Annotated in this window: 14 protein-coding genes; 13 read left to right on the top strand and 1 reads right to left on the bottom strand. The window is 28.4% G+C overall.

Features of this window, described 5'->3' with window-relative positions:
• The 11 genes from ACTHUW_RS00510 to ACTHUW_RS00460 all read left to right on the top strand — a co-directional run bounded on the left by ACTHUW_RS00510 (position 1) and on the right by ACTHUW_RS00460 (position 15,163).
• Positions 1-882, top strand: a complete 882-nt coding sequence (locus ACTHUW_RS00510) for a COG1361 S-layer family protein (RefSeq protein ID WP_442212265.1) — start codon at positions 1-3, stop codon at positions 880-882.
• A 2-nt stretch (positions 883-884) separates the two neighbouring features.
• Positions 885-2,126, top strand: coding sequence for an ABC transporter permease (locus ACTHUW_RS00505; RefSeq protein ID WP_442212263.1), 1,242 nt, complete (start codon positions 885-887; stop codon positions 2,124-2,126).
• A 205-nt stretch (positions 2,127-2,331) separates the two neighbouring features.
• The gene (locus ACTHUW_RS00500; RefSeq protein ID WP_442212261.1) at positions 2,332-3,450 is read left to right on the top strand and encodes an RNA-guided endonuclease InsQ/TnpB family protein; all 1,119 of its coding nucleotides are present in this window, start codon (positions 2,332-2,334) and stop codon (positions 3,448-3,450) included.
• 312 nt (positions 3,451-3,762) lie between these two features.
• Entirely contained in the window at positions 3,763-4,584 is an 822-nt protein-coding gene (locus tag ACTHUW_RS00495; RefSeq protein WP_442212259.1) for an aminotransferase class IV, read from the top strand.
• An 11-nt stretch (positions 4,585-4,595) separates the two neighbouring features.
• A complete protein-coding gene (locus ACTHUW_RS00490; protein ID WP_442212257.1) occupies positions 4,596-5,333 on the top strand; it encodes a TrmH family RNA methyltransferase in 738 nt (245 codons plus the stop codon).
• A 149-nt stretch (positions 5,334-5,482) separates the two neighbouring features.
• Complete coding sequence (locus ACTHUW_RS00485) at positions 5,483-5,650, top strand: hypothetical protein (protein ID WP_442197131.1); 168 nt, start codon at positions 5,483-5,485, stop codon at positions 5,648-5,650.
• A gap of 149 nt (positions 5,651-5,799) precedes the next feature.
• A complete protein-coding gene (locus ACTHUW_RS00480) occupies positions 5,800-7,317 on the top strand; it encodes a hypothetical protein (protein WP_442212255.1) in 1,518 nt (505 codons plus the stop codon).
• Positions 7,318-7,426: 109 nt separating this feature from the next.
• Positions 7,427-9,244 carry a peptidoglycan D,D-transpeptidase FtsI family protein gene (locus ACTHUW_RS00475; RefSeq protein ID WP_442212253.1) on the top strand — a complete coding sequence of 606 codons (1,818 nt, stop codon included), beginning with the start codon at positions 7,427-7,429 and terminating at the stop codon, positions 9,242-9,244.
• 98 nt (positions 9,245-9,342) lie between these two features.
• Entirely contained in the window at positions 9,343-13,590 is a 4,248-nt protein-coding gene (locus ACTHUW_RS00470) for an acyl-CoA dehydratase activase-related protein (protein ID WP_442212251.1), read from the top strand.
• Positions 13,591-13,840: 250 nt separating this feature from the next.
• Positions 13,841-14,287, top strand: a complete 447-nt coding sequence (locus tag ACTHUW_RS00465; protein WP_442197135.1) for a GNAT family N-acetyltransferase — start codon at positions 13,841-13,843, stop codon at positions 14,285-14,287.
• Positions 14,288-14,305: 18 nt separating this feature from the next.
• Positions 14,306-15,163: a DegV family protein gene (locus tag ACTHUW_RS00460; protein WP_442197136.1), complete on the top strand. Its 858-nt coding sequence runs from the start codon at positions 14,306-14,308 to the stop codon at positions 15,161-15,163.
• A 28-nt stretch (positions 15,164-15,191) separates the two neighbouring features.
• Here the strand turns inward: ACTHUW_RS00460 and ACTHUW_RS00455 are convergent, their stop codons facing one another.
• Positions 15,192-15,716 carry a peptidylprolyl isomerase gene (locus ACTHUW_RS00455; protein WP_442197137.1) on the bottom strand — a complete coding sequence of 175 codons (525 nt, stop codon included), beginning with the start codon at positions 15,714-15,716 and terminating at the stop codon, positions 15,192-15,194.
• Between the two features lie 154 nt (positions 15,717-15,870).
• Here ACTHUW_RS00455 and ACTHUW_RS00450 point away from each other — a divergent pair, with 154 nt between their 5' ends.
• Positions 15,871-16,491 (top strand): histidine phosphatase family protein, encoded by a 621-nt coding sequence (locus tag ACTHUW_RS00450; protein ID WP_442197138.1) that lies wholly within the window; start codon positions 15,871-15,873, stop codon positions 16,489-16,491.
• A 322-nt stretch (positions 16,492-16,813) separates the two neighbouring features.
• A complete protein-coding gene (locus tag ACTHUW_RS00445) occupies positions 16,814-17,383 on the top strand; it encodes a LemA family protein (protein WP_442197139.1) in 570 nt (189 codons plus the stop codon).
• Positions 17,384-17,388 lie beyond the last annotated feature (5 nt).

The following is a 17,388-nucleotide window of genomic DNA, read 5'->3' as shown; positions in this document are numbered from 1 at the left end:
ATGAAAAGGAAAGTAGTATTTATAGGACTTATTTTTATAATTATGTTTTTAGTATCAACTAATACATATGCAGTTCCTAAAAGTCCTGAACTAGTAATTTCAGAATACAAAATAGAACCTGAAATGATTAGTCCAGGAGGAAATTTCAAAATAAAATTAACATTAAATAATTATGGAGAATACCATGCAAGAAAAATAAAGTTGACATTAAAAGATAAAATATCAGAAGAAAAAATACCAACAGGAGAATTACAGGCAGAAGAAGCAGAAGTGAAATTAGATGATTTTTCACCTTTAAATCAAAGTAATATAAAATATGTTTCATTAATAAAGGCTGATAAAAAAGAAGAAGTAGTATATGACTTGTATGCTTCACCTAATATGAAAGCAGGTAATTATAATTTAGTGGTTTCCTTAGATTATACTGATTATAATGGAAATACTTATTCAGAAGATCAAATAATAGGTATATTGTTATCTGAAAAAGAAAATATAAAATTATTAGGTAAAGATAATTATGGAGATTTAGCTATAGGAGAACCTGTAGAGTCAACTATAAATATAGTGAATAATTCAAAAGCTGAAGTTAAAGGAGTAACTGTGTCTGTAGAAGGAGAAGGAGAAAACAACTATACAGAATATCTAGGCAATTTTAATAGTGGTGATTTTGATAGCTATACTTTTGATGCTATATTTGATGAAGATGGAGAAAAAGATATAAATGTAAAAGTAAGCTATATTGATAGTATGAATAAAAATACTGAGATAGAAAAGAAGCTAAAATATAATGTGAAATCAGGGGAAAATGTTGATAGTTCTAATGATAAAAAACAAGAAGGTAATGTATTTATTAGATTTATCAAAGGATTATTTGGATTTTAGTTATGAATAATATGATAGATAAAGATATAATAAAATTTGCTTGGATGAGTTTATGGAGAAGAAAACTTAGAACTATATTAACCCTTATAGGTATTATGATAGGTACAGCAGGCATAATAACCATGGTTTCATTAGGAGTAGGACTTGAAGAAAGCGTTACAGGTGAATTTGAAGGTGGAAATATGACAAGTATTGAAGTTTATCCTGGAGCGAGTATGGGTCCTACTGAGGGGGATAGTATAAAGATATTAAAAAAAGAAAATGTAAATGAATTAAAGCAGTTAGATGGAGTAAAAGCAGTTACTCCTATATATCAAACCTATGGTGAATTAAATATAGGTAGAGAAAGTATAGGAGCTACTTTTACAGGTATTGATACAAAAGAAATTGATGAATTAGGATATGAATTAAAAGAAGGGCGTTTCCCAAGGAATAGCTCTATTATATTGGGATCAAGCCTTGCAGAACAGATTTCTAAAGAAAGTGAAAAAGATTTATTAAGAAGTTCTTCTTCTATCAGTTTTTCAGATGGATTTTCAGAATCAGAAGAAGATAATACTTTAAAAAAATATCGTACTAGAATTACAGGAATATTAAAATCTACTGGAGGAGCAGAAGATTATTCAGCAGTAATGGATATAGATGAATTAGTAGCTATGGTAGAAGAAAAGCAAAAAACTAGAGACATAATTGAAAAAGAGGGATATTCTAACATCAGAGTAGTAGCTCAAGATATGGACGAGATAGATAGACTATCAAAGGAGATTACTGATAAAGGATACATGGCTTATTCAACAAAGGATATGATAGAACAAGTAGGTAGTGTATTTAAATTTTTACAACTATTTCTAGGGGGAATTGGAAGTATAGCACTCATTGTAGCAGCTGTAGGTATAACTAATACAATGATAATGAGTACTTACGAGAGAACAAAAGAAATAGGTGTAAACAAAGTAATAGGAGCATCCATAAAAGATATACGAAAACAATTTTTATATGAAGCTACATTTATAGGATTATTAGGAGGAACTGCAGGGCTGATTTTAAGCTATATATTATCATTTATAATCAATAATGTAGCTAAGATGTTTATGAACGGACTAGAAGCTAATATAACATCAATCCCAATATGGCTAGCATTATTTGCTATTGTATTTTCTACAATAGTAGGAGTACTATCAGGATTATACCCAGCAAACAAGGCAGCTAAGATAAGTGTATTAGAGGCACTTAGGCAAGAATAGAAGCATACAAAAAAGAAGTGGTTTAAACCACTTCTTTAATATATAATATTTACATTTTCATTTAATGGCTATGAATTAGACTTGGATACTTGTGACTTTAGTTATGAGATGAAAAGTCTACATTTTTTAATTAATTAGTACGTATGTTCCCTAAGGTATGATATAATATAGATAATGAAATATAGATGAAAAATGAGGTAAAGATATGCAAGTAACTGTAACTGCTAAAATTAAGATAAGTCCTGATTCTAATCAGATTAATTTAATAATGGATACTGTTTTTGCATATAGTAGAGCTTGTAATTTTGTGTCTGAAATAGTTTTTGAAACTAAAAATTTAGTTCAAACAAGCTTACATAAAATAGTATATAAAACTTTAAAAGAAAAGTATTCTATGAGATCTCAAATGGCTCAATATGTTATGAAAACAGCAATAGCTAAATATAAAAGTACAAGGAGTAATAAGCATAAATACAATCTAATTAATTTTAAAAAACCGGAGTATGATCTTGTTTGGAATAGGGATTATTCCCTAGTTAAAGGTGTGTTTTCTGTAAATACTTTAGAAGGAAGAATTAAAGTTCCTTTTGAAATCAATCAAATGGAGAAATATTTTGATGGTACATGGAAATTTGGTACTGCAAAACTTGTAAATAAATATGGTAAATTCTTTTTACACATTCCTATGACTAAAGAATTTGATGATGTTAAAGAAGAAAACATTGATGAAATAGTAGGTATTGATTTTGGTATTAACTTTATAGCTACTTCTTATGACTTAAAGGGTAAAACCACATTTTTTAAAGGTAGACATATAAAAGATAAAAGAGCTCATTATAAAAGAGTAAGAAAATCTTTACAACAAAAAGGTACTCCTTCAGCAAGGAGAAGACTTAAGGCTATAGGTAATCGAGAAAACCGTTGGATAACTGATGTAAATCATCAAGTATCAAAGGCACTCGTTACTGAATACAGCAAAAACACCCTTTTTGTTATAGAAGATTTAACTGGCATAAGAAATGCTACAGAAAAGGTAAATAAAAAGAATAAATATGTATATGTATCATGGTCATTCTATCAGCTTAGAAAAATGATTGAATATAAATCAGAGCTTAATAAATCTATGACTATAGCCGTAAGTCCAAAATACACATCACAAGAATGCCCTAAGTGTAATCACATAAATAAAAGTAATAGAGATAAGAAAAACCATAAATTCTTATGTAAAAAATGTGGTTATAAATCTAATGATGATAGAATAGGAGCAATGAATCTTCAGAGAAAAGGAATAGAGTACATCTTTGAAGTGACAAAATCAGTATAACTGATATTGTCTGGGTAGCAGTCAATCTGCCCTAATGTAACCTCACGCTTTTAAAGTGAAAAAAGATGGGAGCCTAAAGGCATTAAAACCACTGGAGAGTTACAAGCTTGTGACTTTAGTCATAAGTAGTTGACTTAGTAAAACCTCTTATAAAATATACTTATTTTTTAGATACTGGATATTGTATACAATATCTTTTGATTTAATTATAACATATAAACTATAATTGTAAATATAAAAATTAAATTTATTTTATAATGGTTCTATATTTGGTATACTAAGCTTATAAGCTAAAAGAAGGGTGGTTTTTAAATGAATATAAATACATTTAGTGAGTTTTTTGTTTATAATAATGAAATATGTAGTGATAAAGATTTAAAGTTAAGCTCAGGTGAAAAAGTCTATGAAGTTATAAGAGTTATAGATGGAGCCCCATTGTTTTTAGAAGAACATATACAAAGACTTGAAAAATCTATTGAATTATTAGGTTATAAATCTCAAATAACTGATGAAGAAATAAATAAAAATATTTATAAACTTATAGAAAAAAATAAAGTAGAAAATATGAATATAAAAATAATATTTAATTATTATAAGGATGGTTTTGAATCTGTATTTTATTTTATAAGAAGTTCTTATCCTAAAGAATATGTATATGATCAAGGGGTAAAGGTCATAACACTTAAAGCTGAGCGTGATAATCCTAATATTAAAAAGGTAAATAATGATTTTAAAAATATGGTGAAATATAAATTAGAAGAAAAAAATGCATTTGAAGCTTTACTTATAGATGAAGATGAATATATTACAGAGGGAAGTCGCTCAAATATGTTTTTTGTTAAAGGAAGAGAAATCTATACTGCTCCAAAAGGAGATGTACTTTTAGGTGTTACAAGGGCAAATATATTAAAGGCATGTGAAGACTTGAATGTAATTGTAATTGAAAAGAACTTAAAAAAGGAAGAGTTAAAAGAAATAGATGGGCTTTTTATGAGTGGAACTTCAATAGGAGTACTGCCTATAGGAATAGTGGATGAAGAAGAATATAATTCAGCTAAAAATACTATTATAAAAGATATTAGAAGAGAATATGAAAAAAGAGTATTAGAAGATATTAATAACAATAAAGGATAAGAGGTGATTATATGAATAAAGAATATATATTAGAAGGAAAATTATCAATAGAAGCAGCTATTAAGGCTAAAAGTAGAAGAATTAGCAAGATATATATAGATAAAGATAAAGATAGTAGAAGGGTTAGAGAGTTTGAAAAATGGTTAGGTAGAAAAGGTATAAAGACAAAAAAAGTAGATGAAAGTCTTATAGATGATATGACAAAGGGAAAGACTCATGGTGGAATTATTGCTATAGCAGGAGAAAAAAACTTTGTCTCTCTTGAGAAACTTATAAAAGGAAAAGAAAATCCATTTATTGTTATGTTAGATGGCATAGAAGATCCATATAATTTTGGATATGCAGTAAGAAGTCTTTATTTAGCAGGGGTAGATGGAGTAGTAGTAAATCCAAGAAATTGGATGGAAGCTACTAGTATTGTAGCTAAAGCATCAGCTGGGACTACAGAGCTTATGGATATGGCTGTAGCAGAGGATATATCCTCTGCAGCAGAGTTTTTCAAAGGTAAGGGCCTTGAGATAGCAGCTACATCAAATAAAAACTCTGTATCTTTATATGATGTAGATTTTAAGAAAGCTATATTTTTACTTATTGGAGGAGAAAAAAGAGGAATTACTCGTTCTTTTTTAGATAAAGTTGATACAATAATTAGTATACCATATGGAAGAAGTGAAAAAATTTCACTGGCAGCAACTTCTGCCACCTCTGTATTAGCATTTGAGATGATGAGACAAAGAAAATATCTGTAATAGATAGCTTTTTTTATATATTTATATTATAATAAGAACAAGTAAACTCCGATGGCAAAACTCTTAAATATAAATGAGTTTATGTTCCCGGATAGCAAAAATAGATATGACCGGAATATCTATTTTCAGTGTAAAATGGAGGAAAGAATATGGGTATATTAAAGAAATTTATTCAAAGTGAACCTAAATGCTATATTTGTGGGAAAAATCCATCGGATAAAGAAATGATTTATGACATAAAGATTAAACAATGTTATCATCTAGAATGTCTTAAAGCTCAGTCAAGTAAAAAAATAGAAGATGCTATCCATAATTAAAAGTTATAAATAAAAAACCAATTTCATTGTTGAAATGAAATTGGTTTTTTATTTAATTTAAATGTAATCTATATAAAAAAGTAGTATGGGTATAAATAAATATGTATTAAAAAAGAATAAATTAAATATTATAAATAGGGGGTGAATAGATGAAAGACAAAAAAATGCTTCTTATATTTTCTTTTATAACCATAGTTCTCATATTCTCACTTACTTTAGATATTAAAGATATAGAAAAACTAAGTGGTCTTTTTAGTTCAGAAAAAGAAATGAATGAAGTTGAAAGTCAAAGTAAAAAAGAAGAAAAGCAAAGTGTTCAAGGGGATGAAAATATACATATAAAAAAGAATGGAAATAGTATATATTTAAAAGCAAATTTGGATACCATAAATCCCATTACTTCTTTATCTTGGCTTGATAAGAACACTCTAAGGTTTAATTATACTTTTGAAGATGAGAATATAGAAAATATAATCTATGACTATAGTACAAAGGAAGAAAAAATAGAAGCTAAATTCAATATCAAGGGTATTATATGGGAATGGGCTAAAGCAAATAAAGATGGTATAATATATTCTAATGACGGTTTTAATGGACTTTTCTATATGGATAATAAAGAAAAAGAAACAAAGATTTCTAAAAAGCAAGAATGGTATAGTATTTCTCCAGATGGTAAAAAAGTAATAGTAAATGGAGTACCAAATGACAAAGGAGATAGGAACGAAAGATTTATTTATGATTTAGAAAAAAACAAATATGAACTTGCAAATTATATTCCTGATATTGATTATGTATATTCATATATCGCAGCTACTTGGAGTCCAGATTCTACTCATATTGTATCTCAAGAACCAGGTAATAATAGTAGAATTAATATCATAGATGCAAATAAAGGAATAGAGAAAAAAATAAATATAGATAATAGTATTTTGACTTTACCTACTTGGTCAGAAGATGGTAAAAAGCTTACTTTTTTAATTCAATCAAATGAATATAAAGATTATGTAATAAATGATTTAGAAATCCAATATTTTTTATCTGATAAAATAGGCATATATGATGTAAAAACAAAAAAAATCAAAATAATAGATTTAAAAGATAAATTAACTACATCAAGAGTGCATTGGTCTAGAGATAATGAGAAAATTATAGTAGAAACTACAAAGGCTGAAAATGCTCAAAAATTATTAGAGGATGATTGGACACAGATTAAAGCAAAAATAGAATATATTAATATTAAAACTAAAAAAAGAAAGGAAGTTTTAGACTCAGGAATAGATATGACTGATGACTATCCTGTACATCAAATCACACCTATCAAATTATTTTCTAATAATATATTATTGTTTATGGATTCAAATAAGGATATAAGAAGTATAAATATCACAGAAATAGATAAAAAAGATATAATAACCAAAGAGATAGGTTATTTATATAGTTATAGTGAATATAAAGATAATATTTATATGATATCAGATGAAGGAATATATATATCAGATGATAATTTAAAGATAAAAGAACTAATTAACTTTCAAGAAGAATATGGAGAGAACACATTAAATGTAGATGCTAAGATTTCCCCTGATTATAAAAAAATAGTACTATATGTTCAATATGATATTGATTCAAATGATAAGACCTTTATAGAAATAAAAAAAATAAAATAAATAGTCAAAACTTATATAAAATGACCAGTTTAACTGGTCTATTATTTATTGTAAAAGATGAAAAAATTATAATGCTGTGGTAAAATATATATAAGGATGGGGGAAAATCATGAACAAAAAAAAGTATAATAAAATTGTTAAAAATAGAATTATGAAATCTTCATTGTTATTATCAATTTTAATATTTGGATTTATTGTAAGAGTTGGATATTTGCAAATTGTTAGAGGTGAAAGCCTTAGCACAAAGGCTGTTCATCAATGGACTAGGGATGTAGTTTTAAAACCAGATAGGGGAGATATATACGATAGAAATGGAAAAAAACTCTCTACAGATCTTTCTTTATATACTGTATCTGTTTTGCCAGGAAAAATATCAGAAAAAAATCATGAAAAATATATAAAAAAGATATCAAACATATTAGATATAGAAAAAGAAAAAATAGAAAAAGCACTTAAATCAGATAATGATTGGAGTGAGATAGAGAGATATGTAGATATAAAAAAGGCAGAAAAATTAAAAGATGAAGCCTTGATAGGTGTAAGTATTGATGAAGTAAGTAAAAGATACTATCCTTTTGACAACTTTTTATCTCAAGTAATAGGTAATACAAATAGAGATGGAATTGGACAATATGGTATTGAAAGTCATTTTAATGAAACTTTGATGGGTAATCCTGGTAGATGGATTAAAACTGTAGATGGGAATATGATGGAATTACCTTATAATTATCAAAAAAAACATGAAGCTGAAAATGGAGAAAATATTGTACTTACTATAGATGAAAGAATTCAATATTTTGCAGAAACTGGAGCAGAGCAGGCTCTAAAAGAAAATATGGCAAAAAGAGTTTCTGTATTAGTTATGGATCCAAAAACAGGAGAAATGCTTGCTATGGCTTCCAAACCTGATTATAATCCTAATAGCAGAATGAGTATAAACCATGATCTAAATTCTCCTTGGATAGATATAGGCAAAGATATAAAAGAAGCATTTAATGAAAAATCATGGGAAGAAAAGCAAGATACATTATATGATATGTGGAAAAATCCACTTGTATCTGAAATATATGAACCAGGCTCTACATTCAAATTACTTATTGCAGCAGCAAGTTTAGAAGAAGGACTTGCAAATACCACTGAAAAGTTTTTTTGTGATGGTAAGGTTACACAAGTTCCAGGCAATATAACTTGTATGAAGGCTCATGGAGAACAAACTTTAGCAGAAGGCCTCAAAAATTCATGCAATGAGGTAGCGGTAGAATTAGGACTTAGACTTGGAAAAGAAAAAATAGTAGAATATGCTAGAGCTTTTGGTATGGGTGACTTAACAGGCATAGAACTACCGTCTGAAATAGGGGGAATTGTCAAATCTAAAAAAACAATGAAGGATGTAGATGTAGCTACAATGTCATTTGGACAAGGAGTAGCAGTTACTCCTATTCAACTTATAACTTCCATATCTGCTATAGCAAATGAAGGGAAGATGATGAGTCCTAATATTGTTAAATCTATAGTTGATGATAAAGGGGATATTATAAAAGAAACAAAAAAAACTTATAAAAGACAAATAATATCTAAAAAAACAGCAGATACAATGCTTGAAATTATGGAGAAGGTAGTATCAGAAGGTTCTGGCAAAAATGCATATATAGAAGGATATAGAGTAGGAGGAAAAACTGGTACAAGCCAAAAGGCTATAGATGGTAAATATGTAAATGGAAAATATGTTGCTTCTTTTGTAGGTGTTGCGCCCATAAATAATCCAAGATTAGTTGTTTTAACTGTAATAGATGAACCTAATAAAGCTAGTCATTTTGGAGGAGTAATAGCAGCACCAGTATCTAAGAATATAATAGAAGAAACACTTACTTATTTAGCTATACCAAAAGTCCAAGTAGATGAAGAAGAAATAGAAGTTAAAAATTAAATATATTTTTGGTATATGCAAATAAGCATTAATGACAAACTTTAATAATATTATTAAAGTAGAATAAAATATGTTATTTGTGTATGGAGGGAAAGATTATGTACGATATATTAAATGTTGGATTAGATATAGGCTCTACTACTATAAAAATAATAGTATTAGATTTTAAATTTAATATACTATATAAAAATTATATAAGACATTTTTCAGATATAAAAAAATCAGTAATATCAATATTTGCCGATGCAAAGGAAGTACTAAATAAAAAACAAATAACTGTCCTAGTAACTGGCTCTGGTGGACTTTCTATATCCAAAAACTTAAATACAGAGTTTATACAAGAAGTAGTAGCATGTACTAGTTCCATAGAAAAGTATATTCCAACAACTGATGTAGCTATAGAACTAGGAGGTGAAGATGCAAAAATAACCTATCTAGGAGGAGGATTAGAACAAAGGATGAATGGTACTTGTGCAGGAGGCACAGGTTCATTTATAGACCAGATGGCTTCACTCCTAGAAACAGATGCAGCAGGACTTAATGAACTTGCAAAGAATTATCAGACAATTTACCCTATTGCATCACGATGTGGGGTTTTTGCAAAAACCGATATACAACCTTTGCTAAATGAAGGTGCGAGAAAAGAAGATATAGCAGCTTCAGTTCTCCAAGCAATAGTAAATCAAACTATAAGTGGACTTTCCCAAGGAAAGGCCATAAGGGGAAGTGTAGCATTTTTAGGAGGACCACTTTATTTTATGTCTGAGCTTAGAAAGAGATTTATAGAAACATTAAAACTTCGTGAAGAAGAAGTTATATTTCCTCCTGATTCACAATACTTTGTAGCCATGGGAGCAGCACTTTCTTCAAGAGAGCAAGAACCAGTACCTTTTGAATGTTTATATGAAAAAGTACCTGGCATATACAAAATGAACAAAGGTGAAGTACAAAATATAAAGCCATTATTTAAAGATGAAGATGATTATAATAAATTTAAGTTACGTCATGAAAAAAACAAGGTAGAAAGAGGAGATTTAGAAAAGTATAAAGGGAATGCATATCTTGGAATAGATGCAGGCTCTACAACTACAAAAGTAGCATTAATAGATGATGAAGGTAGGCTTTTATATTCTTATTATGGTGGTAATACAGGTAATCCCCTTAATTCGAGTATAAAAGCTCTAAAAGATTTATATGTAAAATTAAATGAAGAAACTAAGATTGTAAATTCAACAGTTACAGGGTATGGAGAACATCTTATAAAATCAGCACTTAATATAGATATAGGAGAAATAGAAACAGTAGCCCATTATAAAGCGGCAGAATTTTTTCTTCCTGGTGTAGATTTTATATTAGATATTGGTGGCCAAGACATGAAAAGTTTGAAGATAAAAAATGGAGTTATTGATTCTATTATGTTAAATGAAGCTTGTTCTTCGGGTTGTGGCTCATTTATAGAAACTTTTGCTAAATCATTAAATATGGATATAAAAGATTTTGCAAAAGAAGCATTGTCTTCTAAAAAACCTGTAGATTTAGGCAGTAGATGTACCGTCTTCATGAATTCAAGAGTAAAACAATCTCAAAAAGAAGGTGCAGAAATAGCTGATATATCAGCTGGAATTTCAATATCTGTTATAAAAAATGCCTTATATAAGGTTATAAGGCTTAGATCTCCAGAAGATTTAGGAGAAAAAATAGTTGTTCAGGGTGGAACTTTCTACAATGAATCTGTACTACGTGCATTAGAAATCATATCTGAAAGAGAAGTAGTAAGACCCGACATTGCTGGTATAATGGGAGCATTTGGAGGAGCACTTATTGCAAAAGAAAGGTATAAAAAAGAATATAAATCTACTTTAATAGATAGAGAAAAAATAGCTAACTTTACCATAGAAACTTCCATAGATAGATGTGAACTTTGTGGAAATAATTGTTTGCTTACCATAAATCATTTTTCTGATAATGGAAAATATATTTCTGGAAATAGATGTGAAAGAGGAGCTGGGCTTGAAGAGATAAATAATCATATACCAAATTTATATGAATATAAATATAAAAGATTATTTGATTATAAACCACTTTCAAAGGATAAAGCTATAAGAGGTGAAATAGGCTTGCTTAGAGCCCTTAATATGTATGAAGATTATCCTTTTTGGTTTACATTTTTTACTAAATTAGGTTATAGGGTTAGATTATCTAGAAAATCTTCTAAAAAAATCTATGAAATGGGAATGGATAGTATCCCATCTGAATCTGTATGTTATCCTGCTAAATTAGCTCATGGTCACATAATAGATTTAATAGAAAAAGGCATAGAAAAGATCTTTTATCCTTGTATTCCTTTTAATATAAAGGAAGATAAAAACTCAGATAATCACTATAATTGCCCGATTGTAATTTCTTATCCAGAAACATTAAAAGCAAATATAGAAGAAATAGATAGTAAAAACATTAAATTTTATAATCCTTTCCTACCCTTAGATAATAAAGAAAAGTTAATTAAAAGATTAATAGTAGAATTAAAGGATGAAAATTTATCTAAGAATGAAATTAAAAAGGCTGTAGAAGATTCATACAATGAATTAAATAATTTTAAAGAAGATATAAAAACACAAGGTAAAAAGACTTTAGAATATATTGATAAAAACAATTTAAAGGGAATAGTTTTAACAGGTAGACCTTATCATATAGATCCAGAAATACATCATGGAGTACCTGATATGATAAATACCTTTGGTTTTGCAGTAATTCCAGAGGATGCAATAGATGATCTTTTGCAAACTGAAAGACCAATTAGAGTAGTAGATCAATGGGTTTATCATTCCAGAATGTATAGGGCAGCTTCATTTGTAGCTAGAAGTAAGAATTTAGAGCTTGTACAATTAAATTCATTTGGTTGTGGATTAGATGCAGTAACTACTGATCAAGTAAATGAAATATTAGAGCAATATGGAAAAGTTTATACATCTTTAAAAATTGATGAAATAAATAATTTAGGAGCTGTAAAAATTAGAATCAGATCACTCATAGCAGCCATAGAAGAAAGAGATAAAAGAAACTTTCTTCCAAAAAGATTATATGAGCATGAAGATAAGAAATTATTTACAAAAGAAATGAAAAAAACTCATACCATATTAGCCCCACAAATGTCTCCAATTCATTTTGAGCTATTACAAGAAGCAGTTAGAAGTGTGGGTTATAATTTAGAAATATTACCATCTGTAGATTATAAAGCTATAGATGAGGGGCTTAGATATGTAAATAATGATGCATGTTATCCTTCAATTATTACTGTAGGTCAAATTATGAATGCTTTAAAATCTGGCAAATATGATTTAGATAAAACTTCAGTTATAATATCTCAAACTGGTGGGGGATGTAGGGCTACTAATTATATAGCCTTTATAAGAAAAGCTTTAAAAGATGCTAAATTAAGTCATATACCTGTTATTTCACTTAATGCATCTGGTTTGGAAGAGCAACCTGGTTTCGATGTAAGTTTAAAGATGGGAATTAAAATGGTAAAATCTTTTGTATATGGAGATTTACTCATGAGAGTATTATATAAAGTAAGGCCATATGAAAAGAAAAAAGGTTCAGCTGATCGATTATATGATTATTGGATGGATAAATGTAAAAAAAGCTTAAAAAATGAAGATAAAAAAGATTTCAAAGAAAATATTTATAATATAGTAAATGACTTTGATAATTTTGAAATTGATGAGGATATTATAAAGCCAAAAGTAGGAGTAGTAGGAGAAATATTAGTTAAATTCCATCCAACTGCAAACAATAATATAGTTGAATTATTGGAAGAAGAAGGAGCAGAAGCTGTAGTACCAGATTTATTAGATTTCTTTTTATATTCTTCTTATAACAATAACTTTAAGTATGAAAATTTATCTGGTAGTCTTAAAAGTAAATTTTTAGGAAATATGTCTATAAAAGCTATAGAATTTTTACGAAAAGATATGAAAAAGGCTCTAAATGAAAGCAAGAGATTTACATCCCCTAAAAAAATATCTGAACTTGCAGAATCTGCTAAGAAGCATCTATCACTTGGCAATCAAACAGGAGAAGGATGGTTTTTAACGGCTGAAATGGTAGAACTTATAGAAGAGGGTGTAGAAAATATAGTTTGCTTACAACCCTTTGCATGCCTTCCTAATCATATAACAGGAAAGGGTATGATAAAGAAATTAAGAAAGTCTTATCCAAAATCTAATATAGCAGCAATAGATTATGATCCTGGTGCATCTGAAGTAAATCAATTAAATCGTATAAAGTTAATGCTTTCAGTAGCTTTTAAAAATTTACCAGTACTTGTAACAAATGAACAATAAAAAATAAGGCCCATATGGGCCTTATTAATTAGTACTAAATAAATACTGAAGCTATTAATATAGCTAATAGAATAATACCAGCACCTATTAATAAATATAATGTTTTTTTTCTGATGAAGAAAATTTTACTCATTAAATCACCTCTTATTTATCTATATGATGGAAAGAATTATAAGCTTATAGTATAATTTATTTAATAGTATACATATATATTACTAATAATAAATATTATTTTTCTAGGAGTGATTAAATGGAATGGTTTATAAAATCTTTTGATGAATTATCAAAAGATGAATTATATGATATATTAAAAAAACGTATAGATGTATTTGTGGTGGAACAAGATTGTCCATATGAAGAAATTGATGATAGAGACAAGCAGTCTTATCATATATTTTTAAAAGAAGATGAAAAAATATTAGCATATTCAAGAATATTAGAAGCTGGCATATCTTTTGAAGAGGCTTCAATAGGAAGAGTCTTAGTTGATAAAAATGTAAGGGGCAATGGTCTTGCTTGTGATATGATGAACAGAGCTATTAATTTTATAACTAATAATTTAAGATATAATATAATTAGAATTTCAGCACAAGAATATTTAATTGGCTTTTATGAAAATTTAGGATTTAAAAAGGTATCAAATGTTTATTTAGAAGATGATATACCGCATGTTGAAATGGTTTATCAAGAAGTATAAAATTTGGGAGATGATTGTATGAATATAAAGATAATAGCTGATAGTGGATGTGACTTGCCACAAGAAGTAATAGAGGAGCTAGATATTGATGTATTGCCTTTATCTGTAATAATCAATGATGAAGAATATGCTGATGGAATTGATATCAAACCTAAAAAATTATATGAGCTTATGAAAAATGGCAAGGCTCCTAAGACAGCCCAAGTTTCGCCTGGGATATTTAAAGAAATATTCACAAAATATGTAAAAGAAGAAAGAGAAATAATATATATAGGATTTTCATCAGAATTATCAGGAACTTTTAATACAGGATATCTGATGAAGGAAGAAGTAAGGGAAGAATATCCTGATTGTAAGATAGAAGCATATGATACATTAGCAGCATCCTTAGGATGTGGACTAATAGTTCATAGGGCTGGAGTTCTTGCTAAGAATGGTGCGTCAATGGAAGAAATTTTAGAAGAAGTTGACTTTTTTTCTAAAAATATGGAACATATATTTACTGTAGATGATTTAGAATACCTACATAGAGGAGGAAGAGTAAGTAAAACTCAAGCTTTTGTAGGAGGACTTTTAAGTATCAAACCAATTCTTGATGTAGAAGAAGGTAAATTAATTCCTATAGAAAAAATAAGGGGTGCTAATAAAGTTATAAAGAGAATGATTGATATAATGGATAAAAGAGGAAGTGACTTAAAGAATCAAACAGTTGCAATAAGTCATGGGGATGACTTAGAAAGAGCTATGCAATTAAAAGAAATGATGGAAGAAAATTTTGGAATTAAAAAATTCATAATAAATATGGTAGGTTGTTCAATAGGATCTCATTCAGGGCCAGGTACACTTGCAATATTTTTCTTAAATAAAACAAAATAAATGAGATGCGAAAATTTTCGCATCTCATTTATTTTATCTTTTGAGCTTCCTCAAATTCATATCCATTTAAATCTACAGTCATTTTTTTGATAGTGGGTTCATCTTTAGGTCTATCATTAGATCCTGTTGGTAATTCGGCTATCTTATCTATAACATCTATTCCATCTATAACCTTACCAAATGATGCATATTGACCATCTAAATGTGGAGAATCTTTATGCATTAAGAAAAATTGACTACCAGCTGAATCAGGATGAGCTGATCTTGCCATAGAAATAACTCCTCTGTCGTGTTTAAAATCATTTTTTATTCCATTTCCACTAAACTCTCCCTTTATGCTGTATCCAGGTCCACCTGTACCACTTCCTTGTGGGCATCCTCCTTGAATCATAAAGCCTTTTATAACTCTATGAAAAATAAGACCATCATAAAAGTTTTGTTTTACCAATGAAATAAAATTATCTACAGTGTTTTTAGCTATATCAGGGTATAGCTCTAGTTTTATTTCATCGCCATTTTTCATTTCAATATTTACTATTGGGTTTTTAGACATATTTTCATCTCCTAAAATTTATATTAATTATATTATACACTAATGTATCATATATATCCTATTACATATGAATTAATCAGAATAAAATATTAGTTTTTTAATATATAATAGGGTAATATAGTTATATGAATAAAAACATAGAGGTGGTAATTAAATGACAATCTTATATTTAACAAGGCATGGACAAACTGAGTGGAATCTTCAGGCACGTTTTCAAGGCCACATGGGCTCTCCTTTAACTGAAAGGGGAATAAATAATGCTAAAAATTTAAGTGATAAATTAAAGGAAGTAGAATTTTCTAAGATATACTCTAGTCCACAAAAAAGAGCATATGATACAGCAGAAATTATAAAGCGTGATAGAGACATAGAGATAATAACAGATGATAGGCTAAAAGAGATGAATTTTGGAGAATGGGAAGGTGTTAAAGCAGAAAAAATAAAGAAGAATCATTCCCAAATGTTTGATAATTTGTGGAATAATCCTCTTGACTATTCTATGGAAAGTGGAGAATCATATCAAGACGTATATGATAGGGTAATTCCTATAATAGAGGAAATTAAAAATAAATATGATGATAATGACAAGGTACTTCTAGTAGCTCATGGAATAGTTTTAGCCATCATAATGATGTATATACAAGGAAGAAGTATAGATAATCTTTGGAAAGAAAAAGTGTTAGCTAATACTAGTCTCACTATAGTTGAGGCAAAAAATGATGAATTTGATATAAAATTATATGGAGATACAAGTCATTTTGAAGTAGAAAAATAAAATAAAAAAGTTTTAAAAAGTACTTGATAATCATTATCAAGTGTGGTATTATATTTATAGAGATGATAATGACTCTCAATTAAAAGTAATTTTATACAGTATTGAATAAGACATTACCCCCATTATCAATACTATATGCAAAAATAAATTCATAATTTACACAATTCCATAGTAATAACTAAAAGTATATCTTGCCGATTATACTTAAACCCCTAGATACGGAATCTAGGGGACTTTTTTTATAAAAATTTGTGTAAAACAGCTTATTTAGAGTATAATATATATATTACAAGAATATATATTAGTGAAGGGAGATATTTTAATGAAAAGAACGACTATAATAATTTTAATTGTAGTACTTGCTATAATATTATTACCTATTATGTTTTTAGCAGGCAGCTATAATGATTTAGCATCATTAGATGAAGAGGTAAATGGTTCATGGGCTCAAGTAGAAAATCAATTGAAACGTAGAGCAGATCTTATACCTAATTTAGTGAGCACAGTACAAGGATTTGCAGATCAAGAAAAAGATGTATTAATTGGTGTTACAGAGGCAAGAAGTAAGGTAATGAAAGCAGATTCTCCACAAGAGGCTGCAAGTGCAAATAGTGAACTTACAACAGCACTTCAAGGACTTAATGTAGTAGTAGAAAGATATCCTGAACTTAAATCAAATGAAAATTTCATTCAACTTCAAGATGAATTAGCAGGAACTGAAAATAGAATAGCAGTTTCTAGAAAAGATTACAATGACTCAGCAAAAGTATTAAATACAAAAATCAGAAGGTTTCCAACAAATATAGTAGCTGGTATATTTGGCATAGATAAAAGAGAATATTTTGAGGTATCAGAGGCAGATCAAGAATTACCTGATGTTGAATTTGAATAGGTGTT

The organism is Senegalia sp. (in: firmicutes) (assembly GCF_052088025.1).
GTDB lineage: Bacteria > Bacillota > Clostridia > Tissierellales > SIT17 > Anaeromonas.
The sequence above is the reverse complement of the archived record's forward strand: the minus strand, read 5'-3'. Positions and strand labels throughout refer to the sequence as shown.

What these genes read in the sequence shown, in the direction of transcription:
- ACTHUW_RS00510 (WP_442212265.1), top strand. Translation starts at nt 1, where the DNA reads ATGAAAAGGAAAGTAGTATTTATAGGACTTATTTTTATAATTATGTTT.
- ACTHUW_RS00505 (WP_442212263.1), top strand. Translation starts at nt 885, where the DNA reads ATGAATAATATGATAGATAAAGATATAATAAAATTTGCTTGGATGAGT.
- ACTHUW_RS00500 (WP_442212261.1), top strand. Translation starts at nt 2,332, where the DNA reads ATGCAAGTAACTGTAACTGCTAAAATTAAGATAAGTCCTGATTCTAAT.
- ACTHUW_RS00495 (WP_442212259.1), top strand. Translation starts at nt 3,763, where the DNA reads ATGAATATAAATACATTTAGTGAGTTTTTTGTTTATAATAATGAAATA.
- ACTHUW_RS00490 (WP_442212257.1), top strand. Translation starts at nt 4,596, where the DNA reads ATGAATAAAGAATATATATTAGAAGGAAAATTATCAATAGAAGCAGCT.
- ACTHUW_RS00485 (WP_442197131.1), top strand. Translation starts at nt 5,483, where the DNA reads ATGGGTATATTAAAGAAATTTATTCAAAGTGAACCTAAATGCTATATT.
- ACTHUW_RS00480 (WP_442212255.1), top strand. Translation starts at nt 5,800, where the DNA reads ATGAAAGACAAAAAAATGCTTCTTATATTTTCTTTTATAACCATAGTT.
- ACTHUW_RS00475 (WP_442212253.1), top strand. Translation starts at nt 7,427, where the DNA reads ATGAACAAAAAAAAGTATAATAAAATTGTTAAAAATAGAATTATGAAA.
- ACTHUW_RS00470 (WP_442212251.1), top strand. Translation starts at nt 9,343, where the DNA reads ATGTACGATATATTAAATGTTGGATTAGATATAGGCTCTACTACTATA.
- ACTHUW_RS00465 (WP_442197135.1), top strand. Translation starts at nt 13,841, where the DNA reads ATGGAATGGTTTATAAAATCTTTTGATGAATTATCAAAAGATGAATTA.
- ACTHUW_RS00460 (WP_442197136.1), top strand. Translation starts at nt 14,306, where the DNA reads ATGAATATAAAGATAATAGCTGATAGTGGATGTGACTTGCCACAAGAA.
- ACTHUW_RS00455 (WP_442197137.1), bottom strand. Translation starts at nt 15,716, where the DNA reads ATGTCTAAAAACCCAATAGTAAATATTGAAATGAAAAATGGCGATGAA.
- ACTHUW_RS00450 (WP_442197138.1), top strand. Translation starts at nt 15,871, where the DNA reads ATGACAATCTTATATTTAACAAGGCATGGACAAACTGAGTGGAATCTT.
- ACTHUW_RS00445 (WP_442197139.1), top strand. Translation starts at nt 16,814, where the DNA reads ATGAAAAGAACGACTATAATAATTTTAATTGTAGTACTTGCTATAATA.